Here is a 12805-nt window from a genome sequence, read left to right on the forward strand (position 1 = left end):
GAAATGTCCGCCGTAAAATTCACTGATATTTGCAACCAACTCTGGGGCGCGACAATGACCGACGCGGCGAGTATTCCGCGACGGTTAACGCCCTGCAAAGCCGACTCGTCAAATTGCCGCCGCATCACGTGGCGACGCAATCAAAACAATTCTATGCCGTCATCCGCAGTCTCGACCGCCTCGACCCGGCGCATGGTGGCGATCGATGCCAGTCCCAGCGCTTGCAGGAACTCCCGATGAACGTCCCGCTCGCGCTCCATCGTGTAGCGCGCGAAGAGATCGTCGAGGATCGCCTGATCCTGCAGCTCCGGCTGTAGCCGCTGCGCGCTTGCGCTCGCAGTCTCGAGCCGCGTGGCGACCGCAGGCAAGGCTGCGGAGCTTTCGCCGAGCCTTGTCATCAGGCCCTGGGCCGAATTCATCAGCCTCTCGAATTCCACGCCTTCGTCGACGAGCCGGCTCATCAGCTTGCCGAGCCGTTCATTGCCGGCCTCGACCTCGCGCAGCGCCTGAAGGATTTGCGGCTCCAGCTTGGCAAGCTGGGTGGGATCACCCTGCACGCGGAGCTCCTTCAGCTCATTGGCCGAGCGCTCGATCCCGTCGAGCACCGGCCTCAGGCGGCCCGCCCCCGCGGAGACCTGGTCGGCGGTCGCCTTGAGCTCGTTGGCGATGACGACGAAGGCGCTGCCGCGGCTGCCGAGATGGCTCGCCTTGAGGCCGGCATTCATTCCGATCAGCGTGATGTCGACAGTCGCTTCGGCAAGACCGGCGATCGCCTGGCGAAATTTCGTCAGCGTGTCCTCGACGATCGCTAGCGCCTCGTCGACCGAGCGGCCGGCACTCTCGCAGGTAGCGATCAGGGTCGATGCGTGCGCCAGCGTCTGCTTGATGCGCGTCAGGAACGACGACGAGCCGCCCTCCTCGCCGCCGAACAGCGTGCGGCCGTGGCCGACGACGCTGCCCGCATCGTGCAGGATGGCCGTCAGCGCGCCGACGATCTGGCCGACGTCGCCGCCGAACTCGCGCTGGGCATCCCTGAGCTGGGCCGCCTGCAGCCGGCAAATCGCACGCACGCCGTCATCGCTCGGCACCGTTTCAGGAACGAGGCTCGGCGCTGATTCCGACACAAGGCCGAGGCCATGGGACACGTGCTCGAGACGCTGACGCGTGCTGTCGCCCGCCTGCAGCGAGATGATCGCGCTGCCGACCGCCTCGGCGATCTTCCTGGTGCTGGCACTGGCGCGGTCGGCCAGATGGCTGCTCTTGCTGCGCTGGTCGCGCAAGCCGGAATAGGCCGCGCCGAGCTCGGCGCTCTCCGACATCAGCTGGGACCGGTAGCGGCTCTCGAATTCCTTCTGCCGGGCGGAGGCGGTGGCAACCGCCTCGGACAGGCGCTGCTGGTCGCGCGCGCAGCCTTCGATCGAGCGCTGCACGGCCCTGCCGAGATCGTAGGCTTCCTGGGTGAAGGCGAGAAAGCCCTCGCGGTCGCCGTCGAGCGAGGCCGCCTCGATCCGCGCGCTGCGCGCGATGATGGTGATCATCTGGATGTGCTTGAACAGCGGCTTGAGCAGCGAAGACGCCTCCGCCGTGCTCTTGCCGATTGTCTCCAGCAGGGCGCTCTCCGCCGGCAGCGCCTGCGCCAGCTCGCTCAGCTGCGCGGCGATCTCCTGCAGCGCTGTTGCTGCACCCTCGATCTCGGCGCCGGAAAGCTCGCCCGAGAGCGTCGCCAAACCCTGGTTCAGCTCCTTGAAGATGAGGTGGCCGCGGCCGAGCTCGTGACCGACGCGCGCGAACACGTCCTCGATGCGCGAGGAGACGTCCTCGATCGCGGCGGTTGCCTCGGTGAGCGTGTTGGCCGGAACGGGCGACATGGCCATCAACCCGCCACCGCGGCGTGCCCGGCCTGATACCAGAGCATGATCTCGCGCGGGATGTGATGCAGCGAAACGACCTTCTCGACACCGCCATGGGCGATGGCTTCCTTGGGCATGCCGAACACCACGCAGCTCTCTTCGTCCTGCGCCCGCGTCGAGGCGCCGAGCTTGCGCATCTCCAGCATCCCGCGCGCGCCGTCGTCGCCCATGCCAGTCATGATGACGCCGAGCGCGTTGGCGCCGGCATGCTGGGCCGCCGAGCGGAACAACACGTCGACTGAGGGGCGATGCCGCGACACCGGCGGGCCGTCCTTGATCGCGATCTGGTAGCGCAGGCCGATGCGCTGGAGCAGCATGTGGCGGGCGCCGGGCGCGATATAGGCGCAGCCCGGCAGCACCGGCTCGCCGTCCTCGGCCTCCTTGACCCTGATCTGGCAGACGCCGTCGAGACGCTTGGCAAAGGCCGCGGTGAAGCCTGCCGGCATGTGCTGGACGATGACGATCGGCGGACAGTGCGGCGGCAGCATCTCGAGGACGTCATTGAGCGCTTCGGTCCCGCCGGTCGACGCACCGATGCAGACGATGCGCTCCGTCGTCGGCCGGACCCTGCCCTGCACCGGCGCCGGGATGATGGCGTCGGCGGTCAGCTTCTTCTCGATGGCCCGGCGTTCCGCACGCGGCCGCACTCGCGCGCGCGCTGCCGACTTCACCGCCTCGCGCAGCCGCGTCGAGCATTCGAGCAGCGCAAGGCGCGTGTCGATCTTCGGTTTCGGCACGATATCGACCGCGCCCGCCTCGAACGCCTCGAACATCACGTTCGAGCCCTCTTCGGTCAGCGAGGAGCAGATGATCACCGGGATCGGGCGTTGCGCCATGATCTTGCGTAGAAACGTCATGCCATCCATCCGCGGCATTTCCAGGTCGAGGATCATGACATCGGGGATCTCGTCCTGAAGACGCTTCGCAGCCACGAACGGATCGCAGGCCGTTGCCATCACCTCGATATCGGGATCGTCGTTGAGGATCGTCTGCAGGATTTGGCGCACCGACGCCGAATCGTCCACGATCAGCACGCGAACCTTCTCCCTCGGCATCTTGGTTGCGCTCCGGCTAGACCTGGAAAATGGTTGGCTGAACCTGCTTCAGCCCGGGCACGGCACTGTGAATCATCGATTCCGAATGTCCGACCAGCAAATAGCCGCCCGGACGCAAATGGCTGCACAATTGCTCGACCACCTTGCGCTGGGTCTCGCGTTCGAAATAGATCAGGACGTTGCGGCAGAAGATGATGTCGACGTCACGATCGACCGGATAGGACTTGTCCATGAGGTTCATCCTCATGAAATGTGTCGCGCGCCGCAGCTCGGGTACGACCCGCACCTCACCGCGCGACTTGTCCCGCGACGTCGAGAAATATCGTTTCACGAATTGCTCCGGCACCGGGCCGAGCACGTCGCGCGTGTAGATCGCAGTCTTGGCGAGGCGCAGCACCGCGGTCGAGATGTCGGTCCCGAGGATGCGGTACTGGAAGCGCGAGCCGTTCCGCGTCATGTCGTCCAGCACCATCGCGGTGGTGTAGGCCTCCATGCCGGTTGAGCTCGCCGAGCTCCAGATCTTCAGGTTCGCGTTCTTGCGTCCATGCGACTTGAGCAGGCCGGGAATCGCGACGTCGCGCATGAAGGTGAAGTGCTGCGGCTCGCGGAAGAAGTCGGTCTTGTTGGTCGTCACCACGTCGATGAGATGGGTGAGCTCGGTATCGAAATGACCGGCCTCGAACAGGTTCTCGACATATTCGTTGAGACCGGTGAAGTTGAGCGCGCGCACGCGCTTGTGCAGCCGCCCCTCCAGCATCAGCCGCTTGCCCTGCGGCAGCTTGATGCCAACCTGGCCCTCGATCAGTTCGGCGATGGTGCGGAAATGGCGGTCCGACAGATGCACGGCCGTATCCTGTACGGCGGGCATCATGACCGCCGGCCCCGGTCCGCGACGGCCACCTGCACTGAATGTCGGGCCGTACGGGCCATCTCGAATCCTACGGGTTTAAACAACCGATGAAAGAAGACCGGTCCACCGTCCCAGGGCAGACCGGCCTGCAAAAATCCTAGCGCTGAAAATCGGCGTCCCGATCATCCTCGCCGTCATGCATGTCGAAGGCAAAGCCGCCGCCACCGGCAACCTTCACGGCGCGCGCCGGCCGGGCCTGCACGACCTTTTTCGCCGGACGCTCGGCAGCCGCCATCATAACCGCCTTGGCGCGCAACTGGCTCACCGCCCGGTCGATCGGCGCCGGCGCCTGGCTCTTGGCGCCGTGCTCGATGCGGAAATAGGCGATGGTGGATTGAAGCTGTTCGGCCTGCGAAGCGAGCTCCTCCGAGGTCGAGGACACCTGCTCGGACGCGCTGGCGTTCTGCTGACCGACCTTGTCGAGCTGCTGGATCGCCTGGTTGATCTGGGCCGAGCCGACGTCCTGCTCGCGGCAGGCCGCGGTGATCTCCTCGACGAGCTCGGCAGTCCTCTTGATGTCAGGGACAAGCTTGGAGAGCATCGCGCCGGCCTCCTGTGCCACCTTGACGGTGTCGGCCGAGAGCGTGCCGATCTCGGCCGCGGCAGCCTGGCTGCGCTCGGCGAGCTTGCGCACTTCGGAGGCGACCACCGCAAAGCCCTTGCCGTGCTCGCCGGCACGCGCGGCCTCGACCGCGGCGTTGAGCGCGAGCAGATCGGTCTGGCGTGCGATCTCCTGCACGATCGTGATCTTCTCGGCGATGGTCTGCATCGCGTTGACGGCGCGGCCGACCGCGGCACCGCTGGCTTCGGCGTCCTTTGCCGACTGCGCGGCGATCTTCTCAGTCTGGTTGGCGTTATCGGCGTTCTGCTTCACGTTGGAGGCCATCTCCTCCATCGAGGAGGAAGCTTCCTCGGCGGACGAGGCCTGCTCGGTCGCGCCCTGCGACAGCTGCTCGGCGCTCGCGGAGAGCTCCTGGCTGCCGGCCGAGACGTTCTGCGCTGCCGTCAGCGCTTCGGACACGATCTGGCGAAGCTTCTCCACCATGCGCTCGAGCGCAAGGCCCAGCGTGTCCTTGTCCGACAGCGGCTTGGCTTCGATCGTGAGGTTGCCCTGCGCGATCTCGTTGGCGACGGCCGCGGTGGCGTTCAGATTGGCGGTCATCGCGTTCAGGGATTTCACGAGATCGCCGATCTCGTCGTTGCTGGAAGCATCGATCTTGTGGCTGAGATCACCGATCGCGACGGCATCCGCCAGCCCGACCGCCTTGGCGAGGGACCGGCTGATATTGATCGAGATCCAGACTGCGCCAATCGCGGCAACGATGAGCGAGACGATGACGAGGACGATCAGAACCAACTGCGCACGGCGGCTGTCTTCGTTGGACTGCACCGCCTGCTCGGCCATCTGCCTCTTCGTATTGGCGACATAGGCTCCCATCGCCTCCGTCGCATCCGCAACCACCTTGCGCCCGTCGCCCATCGAGCGCTCGGTGGCCTTGGTCTTATCGGTCTTTGCCAGCCTGATCGTCTCTTCCTGAAAGACGTTCATTCTAGCGTAGGCGCTGGCGAAATTGTCGAGCAGCTTCTTGCCGCCTTCGCTGGCCATCGCATAGACCTCGTCCCTGATCTTCATGGCCTCATCGCGGAGCTTGGCCGCGTTCACCGCGAATTCCTCGGCCTCGCTTGCCGTTCCCAGAATTGCGTTCTTTTCCGCCCTGACCTGCTGCCAGATGATCTTTTCGACCTCGGCTGCTTTCTCCATCCGCTTGGCGCGAAGCACCATGGAATCTGCGGTCGCGGCCATGTCGGACAACTTCATGTAGCTCACGGCGCCTGCTACCATGAACAGAAGAATGACGACGCCAAACGCGCTGGCGAGCTTGGCTTTGACGGTGAATCTCATTTTCAGTCTCGTTGGTTCGAATTGGGGTGCTTACGCGTGACCACGCTTCACTCTTGCAAACTCAGGCGGCGCGCGGCGCATCTGTAGCCGTGTCGCGGCCTTCCGGAACTTCGTCATTGGCCATCAGCTTGGCGAGATCGAAGATCACGACGAACTTCTCGCCCTTGCGGCCGATACCGGCGGCATAGTCCGATTGCCATTTCCCGCCGACCTCTGGCACGGGCTCGATTGCCTGCTCGTCGATGTCCGTGACCTCGAACACGCAGTCGGCGACGAAGCCGACGCCGACCAGACGGTCCTTCATCGGCACATCGAGGATGATGATGCGGGTCGCCTCGGTGGCGGCCACGCTGGGCAGGCCGAGCTTGTTCCTGAGATCGACGATCGGACAGCCGCTGCCGCGCACGTCGATCATGCCGAGCAGAAAGTTCGGCGCATGCGGAAGCCGCGAGATCGGCCGCATGTCGAGAATTTCCCGGACGTTGCGGATGCTGATGCCGAACGTCTCGCCGGCGAGCCCGAGCGTCAGATATTGCGAGGTTGCGGCCATGATGCAGTCCAGGATTCCCGGTTGGAAATGGGTACGGTCCGGCACAAGGCCGGACCGGTTGATCAGCGTTGGAACTCGGCGTCGCGATCGTCTTCGCCGTCATTCATGTCGAAGGCGAAGCCACCGCCACCGGCGACCTTCATCGCACGTGCCGGCTTGCGGACAAGCACCGGCTTCTTCATGCCGCGATCGGCGGCCGCCATGTGCGCTGCCTTGGCCCGGAGCTGACCGACGGCGCGGTCGATCGGCTCGGCCGCAGCCTTCTCCTTGCGCGTGGCATGCTCGATCCGGAAGAACGAGATAGTGGACTGCAGCTGCTCGGCTTGCGAGGCGAGCTCCTCCGAGGTCGACGACACCTGCTCGGAGGCGCTGGCGTTCTGCTGGCCGACCTTGTCGAGCTGCTGGATCGCCTGGTTGATCTGGGCCGAGCCGACGTCCTGCTCACGGCAGGCCGCGGTGATCTCCTGCACCAGCTCGGCGGTCTTCTTGATGTCGGGCACGAGCTTGGACAGCATCTGGCCGGCCTCCTGGGCGACCTTCACGCTCTCCGTGGAAAGCGTCCCGATGTCGGCCGCGGCGGCCTGGCTGCGCTCGGCAAGCTTGCGCACTTCGGAGGCGACCACAGCAAAGCCCTTGCCGTGCTCGCCTGCGCGAGCGGCTTCCACGGCCGCGTTGAGCGCGAGCAGGTCGGTCTGGCGTGCGATCTCCTGCACGATCGTGATCTTCTCGGCGATGGTCTGCATCGCCTCGACGGCACGGCCCACGGCGACACCGCTGGCTTCAGCGTCCTTGGCCGACTGCCCCGCAATCTTCTCGGTCTGGTTGGCGTTGTCGGCATTCTGTTTCACGTTCGAGGCCATCTCCTCCATCGAGGAGGAGGCTTCCTCGGCGGACGAAGCCTGCTCGGTCGCGCCTTGCGAGAGCTGCTCGGCGCTGGCGGATAGCTCCTGGCTTCCGGCGGAGACGTTCTGCGCCGCAGTGATCGCCTCGGCAACGATTTGCCGGAGCTTTTCGACCATCGCATTCAGCGACTTGATGAGATCTCCGATCTCGTCGTTGCTTGCGGAGGGAATGGTCTGGCTGAGATCGCCCTCCGCGACCGCACCTGCAAGGCCAACCGCTCTTCCGAGCGAGCGGCTAATCGAGATGGAAATCCAGAGCGCAGCCCCGATCGCAACCGCCAGCGAGATGCCGATCAGCGTCATCAGCAGGAACTGGGCCTGGTGCCCCTCTGCCCTGGACTGGACGGCCTGCTCGGCCATCTGCTTCTTCGTATTGGCGACATAGGCGCCCATGGATTCCATCGCGTCTGCGACGACCTTGCGGCCGTCACCCATCGAGCGCTCCATGGCCTTCGTCTTGTCGGTCTTCGCCAGCCGGATCGTCTCTTCCTGGTAGGTATTCATCTTCGCGTATGTGGCTGCAAAGCTGTCGAGTAGCTTCCTGCCGTTCTCGCTCGCCAGCGCGTAGACCTCATCCCTGGTCTTCATCGCTTCCTCGCGAAGCCTGGCGGCATCGGCGGCAAACTGTTCGGCCTGAGCCTCCGTACCGAGCACCGAGTTCTTCTCGGCACGTAGCTGAAGCAAAATGTCCTTTTCGATCTGCGTCGCCTTTTCCATGCGGTTTGCGCGCAGAACCATGCTGTCAGCGGTCGCCATCATGTCGCCGAGCTTCATGTAAGCCACGCCGCCCGCAATCCCGGACAGGACGATGATCACGCCGAACGCACTGGCAAGCTTTGCCTTGACGGTAAATCTCATTTCCAGCCCCTACCCCGGTCTCGCCCGAGACCTCATCTCAATTTAGAATGCGTTCCATGTTCGGAACGATGACGAACTCTTCGCGCCACTTCGCGATGAAGCGGATGAACTCCGGCTTCCAGTGCATGCCGACGCGCGGCGTCTGCTGCACGTCGGTCTGGGAGATCTCCGTGACCTCGTAGACCTTGTCGGCGGTGACGCCGACCAGAACCGGCTCGCCATCGAGCTCGAGCTCGATCACCACGATGCGCGTATCGGCCGAATCCTCGAGCTGCGGCATGCCGAAGCGGATGCGCAGGTCGGCGAGCGGAATGACGTTGCCGCGCACGTTGATCACGCTGGGAACGAAGGCGCGCGCGCCTGCCACCTTGGTGACGGGGACGGGATCGATGATCTCGCGCACGAGGCCGGCGTCGAGCGCGAACTTCTCCTCGCCAAGGCCGATCATCACGACCTGCATCGCGTCAGCCTGCCGTTCGCCGGCCAAACTATCGTTCATCACGCCGCCTCGCTGATATGCTGCTTCTCGACCTTCGACTGCGCCAACGCGACGAGCTGCGCGACGTCGAGGATCAATGCCGCCGTGCCATCGCCCAGGATGGTCGCGCCCGAGAACATCGTGACATCCGAATGCAGCTTTGAGAGCGACTTGATCACGGTCTGGTGGTTGCCGATGATCTGGTCGGCGACGAGACCGACGTGAGTCTCGCCGGTCGAGATGATGATCGTCTTCTGATGACGGTCGGGCGTGCCCGATGCCGTCATGATCTCGCGCAGCCGGAGGAAGGGCACCAGATTGCCGCGCACGTTGAGGAAATTGCGACCGCGCGAGCGCTCGTCCTCGGCGGTCAGCTCGATGCATTCTTCGACCGCGGACAGCGGAATGATGTAGCGGCCTTCGCCGACGCGGATCAGAAGACCTTCGATGATTGCCAGCGTCAGCGGCAGGCGCAGCGTCACCGTGGTGCCCTGGCCCGGCCGGGTCGACAGGTCGATCGAGCCACGCATGTTCTCGATGGTACGCTTGACCACGTCCATGCCGACGCCGCGGCCTGATAGCGCCGAGATGGTCTGTGCGGTCGAGAAGCCGGGATGGAACAGGAACTGATGGACCTCGTGATCGGTGAGCACGGCGCCAGTCGCGATCAGCCCCTGTTCTTCGGCTTTCGCACGGATACGCGCGGTGTTGAGGCCGCCGCCATTGTCCTTCACGGTGACGAGCACCTGCGCACCGGAATGGACGGCGGCGAGCTCGATCCGGCCTTGCTCGGTCTTGCCATTGGCAGCGCGCGTGGCGGTGTCTTCGATGCCGTGGTCGACGGCATTACGGATCAGATGCACCAGCGGATCTGCCAGGCACTCGATCATTGTCTTGTCGAGTTCGGTATCTTCGCCCGAGGTGACGAATTCGACGGGCTTGGACAGATCCCGCGACAGATCATGCACGAGGCGGCGGAAGCGACCGAACAGCGATCCGATCGGCACCATGCGCGCACCCATCGTGGTATCGCGCAAGGAGGAGGCGAGGCGCTCGATCTCCTCGGCGATCATCTTGATCGAGAGATCGGAGCCGGAGGCGGCGAGCTGGGTCAGCCGCGCCTGGGCGATGACGAGCTCGCCAACGCGGTCCATCAGCTCGTCGAGACGCTCGGCCTGGACGCGGACGGTGGCAATGCCGCGATCGTCGCGCTTGGCCTCGAGCTTCGGTTCAGGCTTTGATTCGGATTTCGGTTCCGTCTTTGCGACCGCCTGCTCGGCGACGGGCGCCGCAGCAGCCTCGACCGGCGGCGCAGGCATTTCGGCCACCGGGGCCAGCTCCTCGTCGAGCAGCTGGAACAGCGGTGCCGGCGCAGGCGCTTCGACATGCTCCAAAGGCGACAGCGTCAGCTTCATCTCGTCCTGGACGAACATGAAGACGTCGTCGATCGCATCCTTGTCGCAGGCCGCGTGCAGCTTGACGTCCCACTTCAGATAGCAGTCTTCCGGCTCCATCTCGTCGAGGAACGGGACGCCGTCGGTAACGGGCACGACGAAGCAGGGGCCGAGCTTGCAGAGGTCTTCCAGCAGGTCGAGCGGGTTCGAGCCGTTGCGCAGGATATGGGTTTCGAATTCCAGATAAAGGTGCCAGCCGGCCTGCTTGGTCACGGCGGGAGCCAGCGGCGGCGCTTCGGCAATCTCCATCACCGCTGCAACAGGCTGGTCGGCCGAGACGAAGCGCTTGAGGTCGTCGAGAATGGCCTCGCCAATGATGTCGTCGGTCGACTGGGGATCTTCGATCAACGCGCGGATGTAGTCCTTGGCCGCGAGCGCGACCGAGATCAGCTCCTGGGTCGGCTTGATCTCGCCCTTGCGGACGCGGTCGAAGGCGGTCTCGAATTCGTGGGTGAAGGAGGCGACCTTGTCGAAGCCGAACATGGCGCCCGAGCCCTTGATCGTATGCAGGGCGCGGAAGGCGGAATCGACCAGTTCGCGGTCATCGGGACGCTGGCCGAGATCGAGCAAGGCCCCTTCAAGGACTTCGAAGAGCTCGCTGGCTTCCTGACGAAAGACCTCGGTCGGGTCCATTGCGCTCATGCGCGCACCAGCTTGCCGACCACGGCGAGCAACTGCTCAGGCTTGAACGGTTTGGTGATCCAGCCGGTGGCGCCGGCGCTCTTGGCTTCCTGCTTCACCGTGTCGTTGGATTCGGTCGTCAGGAACACGATGGGCATGCCGACCGCACTCGGCAGCTTGCGCAGCGCCCGGATCAGCTCCAGCCCGTTCATGACGGGCATGTTGAGGTCGGTGATCACGAGATCGAGCTTGCCGGCCTGCGCCTTGGCGAGGCCTTGCGCACCGTCGCCGGCCTCGATCACGCTGTGACCGGCCGGCTCGAGCACCACCTTGATCATTTGCCGGATGCTGGGGGAATCGTCGACGGTCAGAATCGTGGCCATTAGGTGCCATCTTTCTTTTGCGGGAAATGCTGATCGATCATCGCCTCGCTGGTGAAGCCGGCGCGGCGAAGGGTGTTGCGAAGAGACTGTGAGAATGAGGTCAGCACCACCGGGCGGCCCTGAGCCTGGCCCGTCTTGGCTGTCGACAGCAGAAGCTGGATCGAGGTCACGTCGGCCTTGTCGACGCTCGAACAGTCGATCTCGAGCCGCTCCTGGCGGCCGAACGCCTCGCGAATGAGCTCATAGACATTGCGGATGGCCGCGATGCTGCAATCGGCGGGCAACCGCAACGACCACTTTGGCTCCGTGGGATTGAGCGCCATCGCTGCCCCGCCTTTGCTAAAATTCCACTACTCGTTTGACGCGAATCCGGTGAGCAAACTCCTAACGCGGGCATCCGTACAACTACGGGTCACATTCTCGCGGAATTCGCGCAACTGCATGCAGACGTATACAACCTCCTGAAATCTTTCATGCGCGGCGCGCATATCCGCGGCGCGGGTGCTCCCGTACGGCGCATTTGCTTCGCGTTAAATTCGCTCGGGCTATGGCTTGGGTTCGTGTCTTTGCCAGCGAAGAGAGCCCCGGCCGCCGATGCTGACCCAAGCGCTTCTGGTTGACGACAGCCGTTCCGTCCTCAACTTCCTGAAACGTCACATCGAGGCCGAAGGCTTGGTCGAGGCCACCACCTTCCTCGATCCCGTGGAAGCGTTGACTTGCGCGCGGGAACGCGGCTTCGATCTCGTGCTGGTCGACTACGAGATGCCGCACATGGACGGCATCAGCTTCATCCGCACCTTCCGTGCCCTGCCCGGCTGTGCCGACATCCCGATCGCGATGATCACGTCGCGGCAGACCGATGACGTCAAGATGGAAGCGCTGCAGGCCGGTGCAACCGACTTCCTGCCCAAGCAGCCGCAAAGCGTCGAGATGACGGTGCGCCTGCGGAATTTGATTCAGCTTGGTGCAGCCGTACGCAAGCTCAACGACCGTGCGGCGCATCTGGCCAGCGAAGTCGCAGCCGCGACGCAAAAGCTCGGCGAACGCGAGGAGGAGATCATCCTGCGGCTCGCACTCGCGGTCGAATACCGTGACAACGACACCGGCGAGCACACGCTGCGGGTTGCCCGGTACAGCCGCATCATCGCCGAGCAGCTCGGACTGCCGGCCCGGCTTTGTCGCGACATTTATCTGGCCGCGCCCCTGCATGACGTCGGCAAGGTCGCCATTCCCGACAACATTCTGCTCAAGCCCGGCAGGCTGACCGACGATGAGATGGCGGTGATCCGCACCCATGCAACGATCGGCGAGCGGATCCTGGCGAACTCCGGCTGCGAGCTGATCCAGCTCGGTGCGCAAATTGCCGCAGGCCATCACGAACGCTGGGACGGTGCGGGCTATCCAAACGGTCTGAGGGCAGACGAGATCCCGGTCGCCGCGCGCGTGGTCGCGGTCGCCGACGTCTTCGACGCGCTGACGACGCGACGACCATATAAAGAGCCGATGCCGATCGAGCTGGCTCGCGGCTATTTGGTCGAGAACCAGGGCCGCCAGTTCGATCCGGCCTGCGTCGAGGCTTTCTTGTCGCGCTGGGACGAGGTGGTCGAGATCGCCGCCGGTGAGCGGGCAACGCCATTTCACAAGGCCGAGGCTCCGCTCACTCCGGCCATGGAGGCACCGGCCGAGGGCCGTTCGCCTGAGGTTGTCCCGGCCAGCTGATTTCGCCGTCCGGCCAACAGCTTGGCATCTTCCTTCGTCGGCGATGGCCGGCTTGAACCACT

The 12805-nt window shown here is 64.4% G+C and carries 11 protein-coding genes; 1 reads left to right on the top strand and 10 read right to left on the bottom strand.

Annotation, left to right across the window (positions count from 1 at the left end; all coding sequences use genetic code 11):
* Window positions 1-140: 140 nt before the first annotated feature.
* From BM190_RS32335 to BM190_RS32380, 10 genes are all read right to left on the bottom strand, one after another.
* The gene (locus tag BM190_RS32335; protein ID WP_092261752.1) at window positions 141-1868 is read right to left on the bottom strand and encodes a chemotaxis protein; all 1728 of its coding nucleotides are present in this window, start codon (window positions 1866-1868) and stop codon (window positions 141-143) included.
* 5 nt (window positions 1869-1873) lie between these two features.
* Window positions 1874-2965: a protein-glutamate methylesterase/protein-glutamine glutaminase gene (locus BM190_RS32340; RefSeq protein ID WP_092261675.1), complete on the bottom strand. Its 1092-nt coding sequence runs from the start codon at window positions 2963-2965 to the stop codon at window positions 1874-1876.
* 16 nt (window positions 2966-2981) lie between these two features.
* Window positions 2982-3836 (bottom strand): CheR family methyltransferase, encoded by an 855-nt coding sequence (locus BM190_RS32345; RefSeq protein WP_092261676.1) that lies wholly within the window; start codon window positions 3834-3836, stop codon window positions 2982-2984.
* A gap of 136 nt (window positions 3837-3972) precedes the next feature.
* Window positions 3973-5778, bottom strand: a complete 1806-nt coding sequence (locus BM190_RS32350) for a methyl-accepting chemotaxis protein (RefSeq protein WP_092261677.1) — start codon at window positions 5776-5778, stop codon at window positions 3973-3975.
* A gap of 61 nt (window positions 5779-5839) precedes the next feature.
* The gene (locus BM190_RS32355) at window positions 5840-6328 is read right to left on the bottom strand and encodes a chemotaxis protein CheW (protein WP_092261678.1); all 489 of its coding nucleotides are present in this window, start codon (window positions 6326-6328) and stop codon (window positions 5840-5842) included.
* Between the two features lie 62 nt (window positions 6329-6390).
* A complete protein-coding gene (locus BM190_RS32360) occupies window positions 6391-8088 on the bottom strand; it encodes a methyl-accepting chemotaxis protein (RefSeq protein WP_092261679.1) in 1698 nt (565 codons plus the stop codon).
* 37 nt (window positions 8089-8125) lie between these two features.
* Window positions 8126-8587, bottom strand: coding sequence for a chemotaxis protein CheW (locus BM190_RS32365; protein WP_177237422.1), 462 nt, complete (start codon window positions 8585-8587; stop codon window positions 8126-8128).
* Window positions 8587-10662, bottom strand: coding sequence for a chemotaxis protein CheA (locus BM190_RS32370; protein ID WP_092261681.1), 2076 nt, complete (start codon window positions 10660-10662; stop codon window positions 8587-8589). Before BM190_RS32370 ends, BM190_RS32365 begins: the two co-directional genes overlap by 1 nt.
* A complete protein-coding gene (locus BM190_RS32375; RefSeq protein WP_018317043.1) occupies window positions 10659-11024 on the bottom strand; it encodes a response regulator in 366 nt (121 codons plus the stop codon). The genes BM190_RS32370 and BM190_RS32375 overlap by 4 nt, the downstream gene beginning before the upstream one ends.
* Window positions 11024-11347, bottom strand: a complete 324-nt coding sequence (locus tag BM190_RS32380; protein ID WP_018317042.1) for an STAS domain-containing protein — start codon at window positions 11345-11347, stop codon at window positions 11024-11026. Before BM190_RS32380 ends, BM190_RS32375 begins: the two co-directional genes overlap by 1 nt.
* Window positions 11348-11618: 271 nt before the next feature.
* Here BM190_RS32380 and BM190_RS32385 point away from each other — a divergent pair, with 271 nt between their 5' ends.
* On the top strand, window positions 11619-12743 hold the full coding sequence (locus BM190_RS32385) for an HD domain-containing phosphohydrolase (protein WP_092261682.1): 1125 nt from the start codon (window positions 11619-11621) through the stop codon (window positions 12741-12743).
* The last annotated feature ends 62 nt before the right edge of the window (window positions 12744-12805 follow it).

The sequence above is a fragment of the Bradyrhizobium sp. Rc3b genome, from assembly GCF_900114915.1.
Taxonomy (GTDB): domain Bacteria; phylum Pseudomonadota; class Alphaproteobacteria; order Rhizobiales; family Xanthobacteraceae; genus Bradyrhizobium.